This is a genomic window from Reyranella soli, from assembly GCF_007992495.1.
GTDB classification, from domain to species: Bacteria; Pseudomonadota; Alphaproteobacteria; order Reyranellales; family Reyranellaceae; genus Reyranella; species Reyranella soli.
On sequence record NZ_BKAJ01000080.1, the window covers coordinates 1 to 16,485 of the forward strand.

The following is a 16,485-nucleotide window of genomic DNA, read 5'->3' on the forward strand; positions in this document are numbered from 1 at the left end:
CTCCAGGCCCGCATCATGATTCATGAGCGGGCCTGGAGGCCCGCGGTCCGGCAAGATTATGAACCCTTGAGCCGCGCCACTTCTTCTTCCAGTTCCTTGATGCGTTGCGCCATTTGGTCCACGGCCGGGGCGATTTCAGCCTCGCTGTAGCGCGGGATGATGTGTTGCTGGCAGTTGACGTCCCAGACATCGAGGGTGAACACGATGGCGCGCTGGGGTTTCGCCTTGTACTTCGGATCGACCAGGCGCTCCATCAGCTCGAGATCGCCTTCGACCACACGCGCGCGGCCCCACAGCTTCACGCGCTGCCGGGTGGCGAAATGCAGGAGGAAGATGTGGGCGCGGTCGTTCTCCTTGAGATGACCGAGCGTTATGTACTGCCGGTTGCCGGCGAAGTCGGCGAAGGCCAGCGAGTGGGTGCCGATGGTCTTCAGGAACCCCGGCGGCCCGCCGCGATGCTGGATGTAGGGCTGGCCATCGGCGCTCGCCGTTGCCAGAAAGAAGGTGTCGATGATGGCCAGGAACTGGCGCAGGTCATCGGTGATCTCGGTCTTCCAGTCGCGGTCCTCGAACAGGGCCCGCGACCCCAGACGCATCTGCTCAGCCTTGACTGCGGGCGAGAACATCACGTCTTCGGGATTAGTCATCGCTACTCCAGTTTCTTGCCGAGCTGGCCCGCCACTTCCTGGATGAACTGCCAGGCGACGCGGCCCGAGCGCGAGCCACGCGTCACCGACCATTCGATCGCCTGCTTGCGCAGATCCTCGATGGGGACGTCGAGCTTATAATGATTGGCGTAGCCTTCGATCATGGCAAAGAAGGTGTCCTGGTCGGCGTTGTGGAAACCCAGCCACAGGCCGAAGCGGTCGCTGAGCGAGACCTTCTCCTCGACCGCCTCCGACGGATTGATCGCCGTCGAGCGTTCGTTCTCGATCATGTCGCGCGGCATGAGGTGGCGGCGGTTGGAGGTGGCATAGAACACCACGTTGTCCGGCCGGCCCTCGATGCCGCCTTCCAGCACCGCCTTCAGCGACTTGTAGGCAGCGTCCTGGCCGTCGAACGAGAGGTCGTCGCAGAACACCACGAAGTGACGCGGCGAGGTCCTGATCATCGAGAGCAGCGCCGGCAGCGAGGGGATGTCCTCGCGATGGATCTCGACCAGGGCGAGCGGGCCCGGCGGTCCGCCCATCTCGCGGTTCACGTGGGCGTGCACGGCCTTCACGATCGAGCTCTTGCCGGCGCCGCGCGAGCCCCACAGCAGGGCATTGTTGGCCGGCAGGCCCTTGGCGAAGCGTCGCGTGTTCTCGAGCAAGGTCTCCTTCTGGCGGTCGACGCCCATCAGGAGGTCGAGGTCGACCCGGTTGACCTTGGGGACGGCTTCCAGGCGATGGCCGGCAGCGTGCCAGACATAGGCTTCGGCGGTGGCGATGTCGGCGGTGGCGGGAGCGGGCGGGGCAAGCCGGTCGAGCGCTTCGACAATGCGTGAAAGCGTGGCTTTAAGGTCTTGATCCATCGTTGCCGGGAGCGTGAAAGGGGGCGACCATACGCTCCCGCAGTTGCGTTGCAAAGCGGGGCGGGGTCGCTATAGTCCGCGCGCTTTTCGAAGGCCGGAAAGATCGAGAGATCGGGAGCAGAAGATGTTGATATCCGAGGCATGGGCCCAGGCGGGCGGCGGTGCGGGCGGCGGCGATTTCCTCGTCCAGCTCTTCCCGCTGATCCTGATCTTCGTCGTCTTCTATTTCCTGCTGATCCGCCCGCAACAGGCCAAGGTCAAGGCGCAGCGCGAGATGCTGTCCGGCGTCAAGCGCGGCGACCGCGTCGTCACCGGCGGCGGCATCATCGGCCTGGTCACCAAGGTGATCTCCGACAACGAGATCCAGGTCGAACTCGCAGAAGGCGTGCGGGTGCGCATCATCAAGCAGACCATCACCGACATCGTCGCGCGCGGCGAATCCGTGCGCGGAGCCAAGGACGCCGAGGACGACGAGAAGCCGATGCTGCCTCCGCCCGCGCCGGCGGCCGAGCGCAAGAGCCTGCTCGGCAGCCTGTTCGGGGGTGGCAAAAAGTAGTCATAAGGACCAAGTAGGGCGGCATGCTTAATCTTCAGCGCTGGCAGACGATCGCCGTGATTGCTTTCACGGCGATCGCCGTGCTGTTCGCCCTGCCGAACGTGCTGCCGGCGGTCGTGCTCGACCACCTGCCGGGCTGGTACCAGCAGAGCCGCATCAATCTCGGCCTCGACTTGCGCGGCGGCGCTCACTTCCTGCTGGAAGCCGACCTTCGGTCGGTGCTGAACGAGCGCCTGACCAACTTCGGCGATTCGGTGCGTGGCGAGCTGCGCAAGCAGCAGGTGGCGTTCAAGGACATCACCACGGAGCAGGGAAAGGCCGTCGTCGTCGTGCTGCGCGACGAGAGCCAGCGCGCCAAGGCGATCGAGGCGATCCGCAACGTCGACCCGTCGCTCAGCGTGTCGGGCAGCGGCGACACCATCCGGCTGGCTTATTCCGACCAGGATCTGTTCCGCCGCAAGAAGGAAGTGATCGACCAGTCGATCGAGATCCTGCGTCGCCGCGTCGACGAGACAGGCACCATCGAGCCCACCATCGTGCGCCAGGGCGATGACCGCATCCTGTTGCAGGTGCCGGGCATCAAGGACACGACCGACCTCAAGCGCAAGATCAACCAGACCGCCAAGCTCACCTTCCATCTGGTCAACGAGGACATGGCCGCGGCGGGGCCGAGCGCCGCCGTGCCGCCCACCACCATGATGGTGCCGACGCGCGAGGGCATGCAGGAGCTCCGGCGCAGCAATCCCAAGGCGTGGGAGGAGATCCAGGCCGCCAACCCGCGCATGAGCCCGGAACAGATTTGCCGGCGCTACCAGCCGCAGTGCCTGCCGGTCTTGAAGCGCGTCATCGTCGGCGGCGAGGATCTTGACGACGCCAAGTCGACCTTCGAGCAGCAGCAGGGCGGCCGGCCGATCATCAGCTTCACCTTCAACGCCGCCGGCGGCCGCGCCTTCTGCGCCGCCACGCGCGCCAATATCGGCAAGCGGCTGGCCATCCAGCTCGACAACGAGATCATCAGCGCCCCCGTCGTGCAGAGCGCGATCTGCGGCGGCAGCGGCATCATCACCGGCACCTTCACCACCCAGCAGACCCAGGAGCAGGCGCTGCTGCTGCGCTCGGGCGCGCTGCCGGCCACCCTGACCATCATCGAGGAGCGCACGGTGGGCGCCGATCTCGGCGCCGACGCCATCCATGACGGCACGGTCGCTGCCCTGGTCGGCACGGCGCTGGTCATCCTGCTGATGTTGATCGTCTACGGGCCGGTATTCGGCGGCTTCGCCAGCCTCGCCATGATGGTCAACATGCTGCTGGTGTTCGCCGGCATGTCGGTCCTCGGCGCCTCGCTGACTTTGCCTGGCATCGCCGGCCTGGTGCTGACCGTCGGCATGTCGGTCGATTCCAACGTGCTGATCTATGAGCGCGTGCGCGAGGAAAGCGCCAACGGCCGCTCGCCCTTCAGCGCCCTCGCCACCGGCTATGAGCGCGCGCTGACCGCGGTGATCGATTCCAATCTCACCGCGCTGATCGCGGGCGTCCTGCTGTTCGGCTTCGGCTCGGGCCCGATCAGGGGCTTCGCCACGTCGCTGACGCTCGGACTGCTCACCCATCTGTTCACGGCCACCATCTTCACCCGCATGCTGCTGGCCTTCTGGGTGCGCTGGCGGCGGCCGACTGCATTGCCGATCTGAGGCGTCATCATGTTGTGGAGACCGCACCACCTCATCCAGGCCCGGCCCAATTTCGACTTCCTGGGCAAGCGCAAGATCGCAATGGTCCTGTCGACGGTGATCAACGTCGCCTCGCTGGTCGGCGTCTTCGTCTTCGGCCTCAATTTCGGCATCGACTTCGAGGGCGGCATCGCTATCCAGGTGAAGGCCAAGCAGGGCAACGTGCAACTCGAGGAGCTGCGCTCGACCCTGGGCCATCTCGGCGTCGGCGAGGTGTCACTGCAGGAGTTCGGCGACCCCAGCACCGCCTTGATCCGCGTCCAGCGCCAGGAAGGCAACAACCAGTGCGTGGCCAACGCCGAACGCGTCATGAAGAAGCGCGCGGGCGACGGCTGGAGCGTGAAGCCCGGCCCCGCCAACACCGGCGACGTGGAGTTCACGGCGCCCAGCTCCATGGATGCCGTCGCCTGGCGTGACGCGGTGAGCCGGGTCGGCCTTACCGTCCAGGAGCGGCAACTGCCGCGCGGCACGGTCAACACGGCCAAGATCGACATGACGCACGAGCAGCGCGCCGAATGGTGCCAGCAGGTGGCGATCAAGCTGGTCGAGGACACGATCGGCAGCAACTACGAGCTGCGCGGCACCGAATCGGTCGGTCCCAAGATCGGCGAGGAGCTGATGCGCAACGGCATCCTCGCCGTGGTGGCGACCTTGGCCGCCATCGCCATCTACGTCTGGTTCCGCTTCGAATGGCAGTTCGGCGTCGGCGCCCTGGTGGCGCTGCTGCACGACGTGCTGTGCACCGTGGGCCTGTTCGTGCTGCTCCGGCTCGATTTCAGCCTGACGGCGCTGGCGGCCCTGCTGACCATCGCCGGCTACTCGATCAACGACACCGTCGTGATCTTCGACCGCGTGCGCGAGAACATGCGCCGCTACAAGAAGATGGGCCTGATCGAGCTGCTGAACTTCTCGATCAACGAGACCCTGGCGCGCACGCTGATGACCTCGGGCACGGTGTTCGTGGCGGTGGCGGCGCTGGTGCTGTTCGGCGGGCCTGTTCTTTACAGCTTCTCGATCGCCATGCTGTGGGGCGTCATCGTCGGCACCTACTCGTCGATCTGGGTGGCCTCGGCCTGCCTGGTCTACCTGAACCTCAGGCCCGAGCAGCTTCGGATGGACGCGGAGAAGGCCGAGAAGGCCAAGGCGTGAAGCCGCCGCAGGGTCCGGCCGACAAGACCCTGCCGACGCCGGACCCCACCCAGGTCCAGCTCATCCGCAGCTACGGTCCCGGCCACTTCATGATCAGCGACCGCGAATGGCGCTCGCCCGTGCTGGTGACGCCGACGCGCACGACCGAGTGGAACGTGGCGCGCGCCGAAGACCTCGCCCTCGACAATCTCGCGGCCCTCAAGGAGGCGCCGACGCCGACCGAGTTTTTGGTCGTGGGCTGCGGTCCGCGCGCCGTCTTCCTGCCGCCGGCGCTGCGCGCGTCGCTGAAGTCGGCCGGCCTGTCGCTCGAGGTCGTCGACACGGGTTCGGCCTGCCGCACCTACAACGTGCTGCTGGCCGAAGGCCGGCGCGTCGCCGCGGCGCTGATCCCGGTCTAGCTGCGCTGGGGGCGCCAGAGGCCGGCGGTCCAGAAAAGCATGAGAAGACGCGCCACTGGAGTGGCGCGCCCCCCAGCAAAAGAAAGCCCCGCCGCGGGCGGCGGGACTTCCTCCAGGCAGGATTGCCAATATGTGGGGGTAGGCCGCCAACAGGACCCCAGATCTTGCCGGACCGCGGGCCTCCAGGCCCGCTCATGAGCCATGATGCGGGCCTGGAGGCCCGCGGTCCGGCAAGAAAACGGGGCCCGACGGGCCCCGCTTCCGTTGTCGCTTACGATCGATCAGATGGGCGCGTTCTGCTGTGCCACCATGCAGTAGAGCATGCCGATCGAGAACATGGTGTTGAAGCGGCTGGCATAGAGCGCGGGCTTGGCGGCAGCCGCCTTCTGCTCGGCCGTTGCTTCGACGAGGCCCAGGATCTTCTGTTGGTTCGGCCAGATGATGAACCAGACGTTGAAGGCCATGACCAACGCCATCCACATACCGATGCCGATCATCACGAAGCCGGGCCGCAAGGTTAGCGCCTGGATGATGTAGCCCTGCATCCACGCCAGCAGCAGGCCGGTGATCACCGTGGCGAGCGCGGCGTAGCGGAAATAGAAGAGCACGTTCGGCGCGATGAACTTGCTGATCGCGGCGCGATGCTCGACCGGTTGGATGGTCGGCATGGTCGGGACCTGCACGAAGTTCAGGTACCACAGCAATCCGATCCACAGCACGCCGCTGATCACGTGCAGCCAGCGCATGATAAAGGTCGAGTAGGCGTGGTCGACCTTGACCATCTGTCCGGTGGCAAGACCCACGACGATGACGATGGCAATGATCAGCACGATCCCGGCGATGACGGTATTTCGGGGCGATGTGAAGATGGCACCCATGTCAGCTATTCCTTTTATCTTGTTGATGGGCTTGGTGAATCTCCAATTGCGCATTGTACGCGCAGATGCCTTTGCGTTCAACGGTCGCACACTGGAGTTTTCCGCCGCATGAGTGACGCCTACCTCGCGCCTGCAGCATCGCATCGCTATGTCCTCGACCTCGTGCGCAGCGCCGATCGCGATCGCTTCCTCGGCGCGCTGTTCGCGCCCGAGCCCGCGCGCACGGATTTGCTGGCGTTGCTGGCCTTCAATCACGAGCTTGCTCGCACACGCACTGTCACGCGCGAGCCGATGCTGGCGCGCATTCGATTGGAATGGTGGCGCGAGGCCGTCGTCGAGGCGGCCGGCGCCGGCAAGCCGCGCGCACAGCCGATCGTCGAATCGCTGAGCGAAACCATACGTCGGAGTAGTCTGCGGCCCCAGGACCTCATTGCCCTGATCGATGCGCGCGAGGAGGAGATCGAAGGCCCGCTCGACGTGCTGCGCGCCGGCCATGCGCTGGCCGACCTCGAACTCTCCGTCCTTGGTGCCGGCGACGAGCCGAGTCGGCGCGCCGCCCGCGCGGTCGCGGCGGCCTGGCTGATGGGCGAGGGACCCGAGCGCGATGCGTTGCTTGCCGAGGCGCGGGCGCTGCGCCGCGAGGTCGATGCCGCTTCCTTGCCCATCCTGCTGCCCGCCCTCTCGCTCGGCGATATCGGCGCCTGGCGCAAGCCGCTCGCCTATTGGTGGGCGGCGAAGCGCGGCCGATACTGACCCGCATGTCCCAGCGCATCGACAAATCGTGGGTCGTCCTGCGCAGCATCGAGAACAGCGAGCACGACCGCTGCGTCGACCTGTTCCGCCGCCCCGACGGCAGCTTCGGCTTCGATGAGTTCCGCCGCGATGTCGAGGATGCCGGCCTCTGGACGCCGGTTGCGTACTATTCCGCCGCCGCCTATGCCTCGGACGAAGCGGCTCTGACGGCCGCCGTCAAAACCGTCGCCTGGTTGGCGATGGCGCTCAACCCAGCAGGGAAGGCGACATAAGTGGCGCGCATCAAGGCCAATGGCATCGAGATCGAATACGAGACGGCGGGCAGCAAGAGCGACCCGGCGCTGCTGCTGATCATGGGGCTGGGCGGACAGCTCACCATCTGGCCGGATGCCTTCTTCGAGGGCCTGGCGAAGCAGGGCTTCTACGTCATCCGCTACGACAATCGCGATACCGGCCTGTCGACCGACTTCGGCTCGTGGGGCGTGCCCAACCTCATGGAGGCCTTCGGCAAGCTGATGAGCGGCAGGAAGCTCGAGGCGCCCTATGTTCTGAACGACATGGCGGCTGACGCGGCGGGCCTGCTCGACGCGCTCGGCCTCGAGCGCGCGCATATCGTCGGCGTCTCGATGGGCGGCATGATCGCGCAGATCGTCGCTGCGCAGTACCCTGAGCGCACGCGCTCGCTGATATCGGTCATGTCGACCAGCGGCCGGCCCGGCCTGCCGCAGGGCAAGCCCGAGGCGCTGGCGATGCTGAGCGCGCAGCCCGAGGGGCCGAGCCGCGAGCAGCGCGTGGCGCACGGCATGAAGGTGCGCCGTGCCATCGCCGGCGCGGGTTATCCCATCCCCGAACCCGAGGTGCGCGCGTTCGTCGAGAAGAATGTCGATCGGCGCTGGTATCCCGAAGGCGGCGCCCGCCAGTATCTCGCGATCATGGCCTCGGGCGATCGCGTCGAGATGCTGAAGGGGATCAAGGTCCCGACCCTGGTGCTGCATGGCGAGGACGATCCGCTGCTGCCGGTCGAGTGCGGCCGCGACGTCGCGCGGCTGGTGCCGGCGGCGAAGATCGAGACCTTCCCGGGCTGGGGCCACGATCTGCCGGGCGGCTTCCTGCCGACGCTGACCGACCGCATCGTGGGGTTCTGTGACGGCAAATAGCCGTCATCCCGACCGAAGCGAAGCGGAGCGGAGGGACCTATTCATGTGGCAGCAGCAACAAGAGGAGGCCCCTCGGCTTCGCTGCGCTACGCTCGGGGTGACGGAGGAATCATGAAATTCGGCATCTTCTACGAGCACCAGCTGCCGCGGCCATGGGGCCCCAACAGCGAGTACCAACTCCTGCAGGATTCGCTCACCCAGATCGAGCTCGCCGACAGGCTGGGCTACGACTACGCCTGGGAGGTCGAGCATCACTTCCTGGAGGAGTACTCGCACTCCTCGGCGCCCGAAGTCTTCCTCGGCGCCGCCAGCCAGCGCACCAAGCGCATCCGGTTGGGCCACGGCGTGGTGCAGCTCACGACCAACCAGCCGCATCGCGTCGCCGAGCGCATTTCGACGCTCGACCTCCTGTCGGGCGGCCGCGTCGATCTCGGCATGGGCGAGGCGGCGGGGCCGGCCGAGCTCCATCCCTTCAACATCCGCGTGCGCGACAAGCGCGAGCGCTGGGAGGAGGCGGTCAAGGCGATCGTGCCGATGTTCACCAAGGAGAGCTGGGAGTTCCACGGCCAGTACTACGACTTCGAAGCGCGCAACGTCATTCCCAAGCCCTACCAGAAGCCGCATCCGCCGCTCTGGGTCGCCTGCTCCAACATCCAGACCATCGGCAAGGCCGGCGAATGGGGCATGGGCGCGCTGGGCTTCACCTTCGTCACGCCCGAGGCGGCGCGCGCCTGGGTGCACAAGTATTACAACAACCTTTTGAACAACGCGCAGAAGCTCACCGACTATCCGAGCAATCCCAACGTCGCCATGGTGTCGGGCTTCATGTGCGCGGCGACCGACGAGGAGGCCGAGGCCAAGGCGGCCGGCTGGACGTTCTTCATCTTTGCGCTCTCTTACTATGGCCGAAAGGGCGTCGACGCGCCGGGCACGTCCGACCTCTGGAAGGAGTACCAGAGCTGGAAGGGCGGACCCGAGGAGCGCAAGGCGCTCGACTCCGGCCTGATCGGTTCGCCCGAGACGATCCGCAAGAAGCTGCGCCAGTTCCAGCAGAGCCGTGTCGACCAGGTGATCCTGCTGAACCAGGCCGGCAAGACCAGCCATCAGGACATCTGCGATTCGCTCGAGCTCTTTGCCAAAGAGGTCATGCCCGAGTTCCATGCCGCCGAGGCCGAGCATGCCGAGTGGAAGCGCAAGGTGCTGGCGCGCGAGATCGTGCTTGAAGATCTCGACGTCCAGAAATACGACATTTATAGCCACCAGAACGAACACATCGTCCGCCTCACGCCCGAGCAGCTGAAACAGAAGATGGCCGAGAAGGAAGCGGCCCAGAAGCGCGCGTGATCTCTTCTGGACCGCGGGCCTCCAGGCCCGCTCATGCTCATGCTCTTCCGGACCGCGTGCGTCCTCGCGCGCCTCATGATCATGAGCGCGCGAGGACGCGCGCGGTCCAAAAGACCATGAGCGGGCCTGGAGGCCCGCGGTCCGCATGAAGAAGATCCCCGTCCTCATCGCAGGCGGCGGGCCGGTCGGGATGACGCTGGCCCGCACGCTCGCCTCGTTCGGCATCCGCTGCCTGCTGGTCGAGCGCAACGCCTCGACGACGCGGCATCCCAAGATGGACATCACCAACGGCCGCTCGATGGAGCTGTTCCGGCGGCTCGGCGTCGTCGAAAAGCTGCGCGCCGTCGCCGTGCCCGAGGAGAACAACTTCGACGTCTCCTGGATCACGTCCTTGACCGGCCGCGAGCTTCATCGCTTCCGCTATCCCAGCGTCATCGAGAAGCGCGCCGAGATTTTAGCCAGGAACGACGGCACCCAGCCGCGCGAGCCCGCCATGCGCGTCAGCCAGGTCATGATCGAGCCGGTGCTGCAGGCCGCGATCCTGAACCACCCGTTGGTCGATGCACGCTGGGGCGTCGCCTTCGAGGATTTCGAGCAGGACGCCGACGGCGTGACGGCGACCTTGCGCACTGTCGAGACCGGTGCGACGGAACAAGTGCGCTGCGACTTCCTGGCCGGCTGCGACGGCGGCTCGAGCATCGTGCGCGACAAGCTCGGCATCGGCCTGGAAGGCCGTGCCGCGGTGGCCCATCGCTACATGATTCATTTCCGCTCCGACGCGCGCGACATCCTGCAGGCCTTCGGCGTCGCCTGGCACTATCAGACCGCGCGCGGCACCCTGATCGCGCAGGACGACAAGGACACCTGGACCTTGCAGACGCGCCCGCCACCCGGCGTCGACGTGCCCAACCTCGATCCCGACGCCGTGCTCGAGGCGTGGGTCGGCCGGCCGTTCGCGCGCGAAATCCTGGTCGCCAATCCGTGGTTCACGCACCTGCTGCTGGCCGAGCGCTACCGGGGCGGCCGCGTCTTCCTGGCGGGCGATTCGGCGCATCAGTACATCCCGACCGGCGGCTACGGCATGAACACCGGCATCGGAGACGCCGTCGATCTCGGCTGGAAGCTCGCCGCTACTCTCAAGGGTTACGCCGGTCCCGGCCTGCTTGGCTCCTATGAAGCCGAACGCCGGCCGGTCGGCCATCGCAATCGCCTGGCATCGGAGCGCCACACCGGCGTGCGCATCAAGATCGGCGAGCTCTACGAGCGCATCGCCGATCCCGACGTGCTGGCGCGCGAGATCGCGGCATTGGGCAACGCCGAGAACGAGAGTTGGGGCGTCGAGTTCGGCTATCGCTACGACGGCGTCGAGCCCGATCCCGTGAAATACGAGCCGACGACAGCACCCGGCGCGCGGCTTCCCAGCACGTTCCTGCGCGACGGCAGCGCGCTCTACGACCGGCTCGGCCCGTGGTTCACGTTGCTGGTCTTCGGCAATGCCGATCCGTCGCCTCTGATCGATGCCGCGCCGGCGCCGCTCGACATCGTCATGGTCGATGACCCCGTGGCGCCGATCTACGAGGCGAGACTCGTGCTGGTGCGGCCCGACACTCACGTCGCCTGGCGCGGCAATGCCTGCGCCGACGGCCGGGCCGTCTGGCGTCAGGTGCTGGCCTGAATTTCAAATTGCAATTCAAGGAGTGTAGCGCTCGCTACCCGCGCGATAAAGGTCTGTCATGGCGGACCGGTTATGCGAGCCGCCCGATTGACCATCCACCGCTGCCGGCAACAGCATGACGGGGCAAACGGGCGGAGCGTTAAGCGAATGACCAAGCCGTGGCGCGTCGATGTGCTGGAGTGCCGGGGAAATTCCTACGACGTCGGCAAGCAGCTCGCCGAAGCCTTCCTGAGGACAACGCGCGGCCGCGCCTACGCGCGCCGTAAGGAACGCCGGCCCTTCGCCTTCAGCCTCCGGAACGCCGAGGCCGCGCTGAAAGCCTGGGCGCCCAACGTCTGGGAAGAGTTGCACGGCCTGGCCGACGGCCTGAAGATCCCGCTCGAGCGGGCAGTGGCCGAATATTCCAACGGCCGCCTGCGCTATCCACCGCGCGGCTGCTCGGCGGTGATGAGCGCAGGCCTCTACGGACGCAACTACGACTACGATGTCCGCCACTACGACCGGCTTTTGGTCGCCATCCAGCCCAAGGGCGTGCACGCCAGCATCGGCTTCCCCGATCGCTTCACCGGCCGCCTCGACGGCATGAACGAGCACGGGCTCTGCGTCGGCCTGCACCAGGTGAGCCAGCGGACATGGCGGCCGGGCCTCGTCTGCATCCTGATCGTACGCATGGTGCTCGATCAGTGCGCCACGACGCGCGAGGCCGTCGCGCTGTTGCGGCGGATCCCGCACGGCCTTTCCTTCAACTATTCGCTGATGGATGCGGGCGGCAACGCTGCGGTGAGCGAAGCCTCGCCGGCCGAGGTCGTTGTGCGCGAGGGCGAGCAGCTGGGCTGCGCCAACCATTTCCTGGCGCCGTCGCAGCAGGCCTTCAACCGGCGCAACCCCGGCTCGTACCGGCACCTGCCGGCGCTCGAGAAATTTGCCCGCGAGCAGCTGTCGGCCGACCGCCTGTTCAAGGCGCTCAACGACTCGCTGTCGCCGGTTTTCGATCACCGCTACACCACCGGTTCCGGCACGATGCACACCATCGTCTGCACGCCGGCCGAACGGCGAATGCTGATCGGCGTCGGCGGCGACGCCACGCCCAGCACCGTCGACGTCGGCAGCTGGGTGAGGGGGTAGCCGCTCGGCCTGGAAGCGCTGACGGGACAGCTCGGCGGAACCGCGAAGCCGTTCGATCACGGCCGCCGCGTGATCGTGAAGTCCGAAGGCCCGGCCAAGGTGTTCATCGGTGCGCGGCTCGAAAACGCGCTGTTCAAGGACGTCACGCTCGCCAACGCGTCGTTCGAGAATGTCGGCCTGGCCGGCGCCAGGTTCGACGACATCGATTTCAGCAACGCCGTGATCACATCGAACTGCAACTTCAACGGCATGCAGATCGCCGGTGTCAGCGTGAAGGAGCTTTTGGCAAGCTATGCGCGGCGACAAGCAGCGGAGCAGGCATGAAGATCGCGGTCATCGGCGGCGGCATCGGCGGACTGTCCGCCGCGTTGCATCTCCTGAAGGCGGGGCTCGACGTCCACGTCTACGAGCAGTCGCCGCGCATCGGCGAGATCGGCGCCGGCATCCAGATCAGCCCCAACGCCTCGCGCCTGCTGGTGCGGCTCGGCCTGAAGCCCGCGATGGATCGCGTCGGCGTGCGGCCGGCTGCCGTCAATCAGCGACGGTGGGACGATGGCCGCACCCTGCAGAGGGCGCCACTGGGACCGGAAGTCGAGACGGTCTTCGGCGCGCCCTACTATCACTTCCACAGGGGCGATCTCGCCGGGTTCCTGGGCGACGCCATGCCGGCCGAGCGCCTGCATGTCGGCCACAGGCTTGTCGGCCTGGAGCAGAAGGGGGAGCGCGTCGTCGCGCGCTTCGAGAACGGCGCTACGGTCGAAGCCGATCTTCTGGTCGGCGCCGACGGCATCCACAGCCGTGTCCGTCACTTCACCTTCGGGCCGGAGAAGCCACGCTTCACCGGCTGCGTCGCCTGGCGCGGCCTGGTGCCAGCCGAGCGCATAAGGCACCTCGGCATCGAGGTCGCCTCGCATAACTGGATGGGCCCGGACGGACACGTCGTGCACTACTGGGTGGCGGCGGGACAGTTCATGAACGTCGTGTGCGTCACCGAGCACGGCACCTGGACGGACGAATCGTGGACGACCAGGGGCAATGTCGCCGAGGCGCTGGCGCGCTACGAAGGCTGGCATCCCACCGTGCGCGGCCTGATCCAGGCCTTTCCCGAAACCTTCGTCTGGGCGCTTCACGACCGCCTGCCGTTGCCGCGCTGGACCGAGGGCCGCGTCACGCTGCTGGGCGACGCCTGCCATCCCATGCTTCCGTTCATGGCGCAGGGCGCGGCGCAATCGATCGAGGACGGGGCGGCACTGGCATCGCTGCTGGCGAAGATGCCAGGCGACGTGGCCGGGGCGCTCAGGCGTTATGAGGAAGTGCGCAAGCCGCGGGCGACGCGACTACAGGAAGCGAGTTCAGCGAACCGTACACGGTTTCATCTTCCTGACGGGGCCGAACAGCAGAAGCGCGATGAGGCGATGGCCGCCTCAGGCGATCGCTCGATAGCCAACATCGGCTGGCTCTACCTGCACGATGCGGCGGCGATCGCCTGAGGCTGCTGACTTAGTAGTAGTACTGACGAGGGGCCGTGGCAGCACCAATGGCCGCACCACCCAGGCCGCCGACGACAGCGCCAGCCACAGGATTGCCCGCGGCCGCGCCGACCAAGGCGCCACCGCCGGCGCCGATGGCACCACCTGTCAGGGCGCGATCGACTGGACGCTCGCCGCAAGCAGCCGTGGCGAGAGCAAGTACGCCAATGATGGCAAAGGATTTGACACGCAACATGAAAGCCTCCTCGTGATCCGTTCGCTGTAGAACGGATGGAATAAGCAGTGGTTGCGTGGCCAGCGGTGGACGCCTTTGTGCGGCCACCAATGGGCCACCGCGAGGGCGCGATGGCCTCTACTTGTTCGGATTGATCAAGAACTTCTCGCCGGTCGAGCGCTTGCCGTAGACGGCGATGTTCTTGAGGTCGAGCACCTCGGGCAGCGACACCACCTTGGTGTAGTGGCTGGCGAAGGTCGTCTTCAGGTTCTTGACCACGCGCTCGCGCAATGGCGCCTGGCCAGACCGGCCGATCTTCTGCAGGAAGGGCGTGAGCAGCCAGCCGCCGACACCCCAGGCCGTGCCGTAATTGCGCGTCAGCTCGACCGGGCCGGTGTTGAGGCTGCCGTAGATGTAGACCTGCTTGTGCGTGGTCGAGCCGTAGCGGCTGTACTCCTTGGCGGTCTTGTTGATCGCCATCTCCATGGCGGTCAGGATCTGGCTCGCAAGTTTGCCGCCGCCGATCGCGTCGAAGGCGATGGTGGCCCCGGTCTCGACCAATGCCTGCGTCAGTTCCTCGGTGAAGTTGGCCGACGTCGAATCGACGACGTGCTTGGCGCCGATGCCGCGCAGGAGCTTGGCCTGCTCGGCGCTGCGCACGATGTTGACCAGGGGAATGCCGTCTTCCTGGCAGATCTTGTTCAGCATCTGGCCGAGGTTGGAGGCTGCCGCGGTATGGACCAGCGCCTTGTGGCCCTCGCGCTTCATCGTTTCGGTCATGCCGAGCGCGGTCAGCGGATTGACGAACCACGAGGCGCCCTCGGCCGCCGTCGTGCCGGCTGGCAGCGGCTGGCAGTCGGTCGCCTTGAGGAGCCGGTACTGCGAGTACATCGAGCCGCCGACCGCCGACACCGTCTTGCCCAGCAGCGCCTGGGCGGCTTCCGACGAACCCGCCTTGATCACGGTTCCCGCGCCCTCGTTGCCGACCGGCATGGTCTGGTCGAGCCGCGCGGCGATGAAGGGCAGCGCCTGCTCCGGCACCTTGGCCGTCACCTTGATGTCGGCGCCGCTGCCCGAGGCCTTGGCCGTGCTCATGTCGGCTGGTCCGATCAGCAGGCCGAGATCCGACGGGTTGATCGGCGTCGCCTCGACCTTGACCACGACCTGGTCCGGGCCGGGTTCGGGGATCGGCATTTCCACCAGCGACAGCTCGAGCTCGCCGCTCTTGGTGATGAGGGAGCGAAGTTGTAGTCCCGTCGTTGCGCTCATGGTCGTCCTCCCGCTAATCCGTGCATGAGAGCTTTGTTAGCACATCCGGCCCGCGGGGACGCTATGCTCGACCCCATTAATGGAGATTCGGGCGGAGGTTCGGATGGCGAACTGGCAGGCGTCGCTTCTCATGCAGACTCTCAGCACCGGATCGGTACTGGTTCTGCAGCGCGACAAGATCGACAAGAACGAAGTCCCCACCCTGCACGGCGGCGACACCTTCTACGGCAGCCTGCCCGACGGCGATCCGTTCGGCGGCACGGTGATCGAACGCCATGAGAACCGCGCGATCGTCGAGGTCGACCAGAAGCGCTACCACCTGCACAAGGCGCAGGAGCACGAAGCCAACTTCGACGTGACCGTCGAGCTGCCGCACGAATTCTGGGTCATCGACTGAGGACACCATGATCGAAATCAACGGCATGGCGCACGTCATCCTGACGGTCAGCCAGTGGGACAAGGCGCGCGCGTTCTATGCAGAGCTGCTGCCCTTCCTCGGCCTCACCAAGGTCTATGACGGCAACAACTTCCTCTATCACGTCGGCGGCCGCACGGCGGTCGGCATCCAGCGCTGCGCGCCCGAGCACGAGGGCCAGCGCTTCGTCGCCAGCCGCATCGGCCTGCATCATTTCTGCATCCGCGCCCGCTCGCGCGAGGACGTCGACGCCGTCGCCGCCAAGTTGCGCGAGATGGGAGCCCATATCGACCGCGGGCCGGTGGCCGGCGATTGGGCGCCCGGCTACTACTACATCGTGTTCGAGGATCCCGACGGCATCCGCCTGGAAGTGAACTTCATCCCGGGCAAGGGCCTGCTGGTCGGCGACAAGCCGCTCAGCCCGTCGAGCGATCCCGACTGGAACCAGGACCCGACGCCGCGCTTCTGAAGCACTGTCCACGCTCGTCAGAGAGGTTTTGGCGCATGGGCGCGGGTCCGACGGGCTTGCCAGCACTGCTGGCACCGATGCTCGACCGCGAACATATTTGCGCCGTTTAGCCCCTTGTGGGGCGCAAAAACTAGAACTGTAGTTGACTCTTTAGAGCACCCAAGTTATGGTTGCCGGGCGCCCACCTCTGGATGGGCTCCGCTCTATGCATCGTTCATCCGATCCCCATCACGCGGCCGGCCGCAGCCGGGCCGGCCTGTCCGGCCGAGCAATACCAACATCTAAACTTGCGGAACGATCGAATGAGCCGGCAAGCCGCAGGGATTGTGGGTCGGCCTTTCGAGATCCACTAT

Annotated in this window: 20 protein-coding genes; 15 read left to right on the forward strand and 5 right to left on the reverse strand. The window is 66.3% G+C overall.

Features of this window, described 5'->3' with window-relative positions:
* Positions 1–56: 56 nt before the first annotated feature.
* Positions 57–647 carry a pyridoxamine 5'-phosphate oxidase family protein gene (locus RSO01_RS22940; protein WP_147151794.1) on the reverse strand — a complete coding sequence of 197 codons (591 nt, stop codon included), beginning with the start codon at positions 645–647 and terminating at the stop codon, positions 57–59.
* Positions 648–649: 2 nt separating this feature from the next.
* The gene (locus RSO01_RS22945; RefSeq protein ID WP_147151795.1) at positions 650–1,513 is read right to left on the reverse strand and encodes an ATP-binding protein; all 864 of its coding nucleotides are present in this window, start codon (positions 1,511–1,513) and stop codon (positions 650–652) included.
* Positions 1,514–1,637: 124 nt separating this feature from the next.
* Between RSO01_RS22945 and yajC the strand changes: the two genes are divergently transcribed.
* The 4 genes from yajC to RSO01_RS22965 are packed head-to-tail and all read left to right on the forward strand — an operon-like array spanning position 1,638 to position 5,343.
* Complete coding sequence (gene yajC / locus RSO01_RS22950) at positions 1,638–2,069, forward strand: preprotein translocase subunit YajC (protein ID WP_147151796.1); 432 nt, start codon at positions 1,638–1,640, stop codon at positions 2,067–2,069.
* A gap of 23 nt (positions 2,070–2,092) precedes the next feature.
* Positions 2,093–3,757: a protein translocase subunit SecD gene (secD, locus tag RSO01_RS22955; protein WP_147151797.1), complete on the forward strand. Its 1,665-nt coding sequence runs from the start codon at positions 2,093–2,095 to the stop codon at positions 3,755–3,757.
* 9 nt (positions 3,758–3,766) lie between these two features.
* The gene (gene secF, locus RSO01_RS22960) at positions 3,767–4,945 is read left to right on the forward strand and encodes a protein translocase subunit SecF (RefSeq protein ID WP_147151798.1); all 1,179 of its coding nucleotides are present in this window, start codon (positions 3,767–3,769) and stop codon (positions 4,943–4,945) included.
* A complete protein-coding gene (locus RSO01_RS22965; RefSeq protein WP_246158693.1) occupies positions 4,942–5,343 on the forward strand; it encodes an Mth938-like domain-containing protein in 402 nt (133 codons plus the stop codon). Before secF ends, RSO01_RS22965 begins: the two co-directional genes overlap by 4 nt.
* Positions 5,344–5,624: 281 nt before the next feature.
* On the opposite strand, the gene RSO01_RS22970 is transcribed toward RSO01_RS22965, so the two are convergent.
* A complete protein-coding gene (locus tag RSO01_RS22970) occupies positions 5,625–6,173 on the reverse strand; it encodes a urate hydroxylase PuuD (RefSeq protein WP_246158695.1) in 549 nt (182 codons plus the stop codon).
* On the opposite strand from RSO01_RS22970, the gene RSO01_RS47475 reads away from it, so the two are divergent.
* The 9 genes from RSO01_RS47475 to RSO01_RS23010 all read left to right on the forward strand — a co-directional run bounded on the left by RSO01_RS47475 (position 6,163) and on the right by RSO01_RS23010 (position 13,765).
* Positions 6,163–6,333, forward strand: coding sequence for a hypothetical protein (locus tag RSO01_RS47475; protein ID WP_170303285.1), 171 nt, complete (start codon positions 6,163–6,165; stop codon positions 6,331–6,333). The genes RSO01_RS22970 and RSO01_RS47475 overlap by 11 nt on opposite strands.
* Positions 6,330–6,974, forward strand: a complete 645-nt coding sequence (locus tag RSO01_RS22975; RefSeq protein ID WP_147151800.1) for a squalene/phytoene synthase family protein — start codon at positions 6,330–6,332, stop codon at positions 6,972–6,974. Before RSO01_RS47475 ends, RSO01_RS22975 begins: the two co-directional genes overlap by 4 nt.
* 5 nt (positions 6,975–6,979) lie before the next feature.
* On the forward strand, positions 6,980–7,246 hold the full coding sequence (locus RSO01_RS22980; protein ID WP_147151801.1) for a hypothetical protein: 267 nt from the start codon (positions 6,980–6,982) through the stop codon (positions 7,244–7,246).
* The gene (locus tag RSO01_RS22985) at positions 7,247–8,131 is read left to right on the forward strand and encodes an alpha/beta fold hydrolase (RefSeq protein ID WP_218037436.1); all 885 of its coding nucleotides are present in this window, start codon (positions 7,247–7,249) and stop codon (positions 8,129–8,131) included.
* Positions 8,132–8,242: 111 nt separating this feature from the next.
* On the forward strand, positions 8,243–9,475 hold the full coding sequence (locus RSO01_RS22990; protein ID WP_147151802.1) for an LLM class flavin-dependent oxidoreductase: 1,233 nt from the start codon (positions 8,243–8,245) through the stop codon (positions 9,473–9,475).
* A 145-nt stretch (positions 9,476–9,620) separates the two neighbouring features.
* Positions 9,621–11,150 (forward strand): FAD-dependent monooxygenase, encoded by a 1,530-nt coding sequence (locus tag RSO01_RS22995; RefSeq protein WP_147151803.1) that lies wholly within the window; start codon positions 9,621–9,623, stop codon positions 11,148–11,150.
* Between the two features lie 147 nt (positions 11,151–11,297).
* A complete protein-coding gene (locus RSO01_RS23000) occupies positions 11,298–12,275 on the forward strand; it encodes a C45 family autoproteolytic acyltransferase/hydrolase (RefSeq protein ID WP_170303286.1) in 978 nt (325 codons plus the stop codon).
* A gap of 69 nt (positions 12,276–12,344) precedes the next feature.
* The gene (locus RSO01_RS23005) at positions 12,345–12,599 is read left to right on the forward strand and encodes a pentapeptide repeat-containing protein (protein ID WP_170303287.1); all 255 of its coding nucleotides are present in this window, start codon (positions 12,345–12,347) and stop codon (positions 12,597–12,599) included.
* Positions 12,596–13,765 carry an FAD-dependent oxidoreductase gene (locus tag RSO01_RS23010; protein WP_147151806.1) on the forward strand — a complete coding sequence of 390 codons (1,170 nt, stop codon included), beginning with the start codon at positions 12,596–12,598 and terminating at the stop codon, positions 13,763–13,765. The genes RSO01_RS23005 and RSO01_RS23010 overlap by 4 nt, the downstream gene beginning before the upstream one ends.
* A 10-nt stretch (positions 13,766–13,775) precedes the next feature.
* On the opposite strand, the gene RSO01_RS23015 is transcribed toward RSO01_RS23010, so the two are convergent.
* A complete protein-coding gene (locus RSO01_RS23015) occupies positions 13,776–14,000 on the reverse strand; it encodes a YMGG-like glycine zipper-containing protein (RefSeq protein WP_147151807.1) in 225 nt (74 codons plus the stop codon).
* Positions 14,001–14,117: 117 nt separating this feature from the next.
* Entirely contained in the window at positions 14,118–15,248 is a 1,131-nt protein-coding gene (locus RSO01_RS23020) for a zinc-binding dehydrogenase (protein WP_147151808.1), read from the reverse strand.
* Positions 15,249–15,351: 103 nt separating this feature from the next.
* Here RSO01_RS23020 and RSO01_RS23025 point away from each other — a divergent pair, with 103 nt between their 5' ends.
* Entirely contained in the window at positions 15,352–15,645 is a 294-nt protein-coding gene (locus RSO01_RS23025) for a hypothetical protein (protein WP_147151809.1), read from the forward strand.
* A gap of 7 nt (positions 15,646–15,652) precedes the next feature.
* On the forward strand, positions 15,653–16,132 hold the full coding sequence (locus RSO01_RS23030; protein ID WP_147151810.1) for a VOC family protein: 480 nt from the start codon (positions 15,653–15,655) through the stop codon (positions 16,130–16,132).
* Positions 16,133–16,485: the final 353 nt, after the last annotated feature.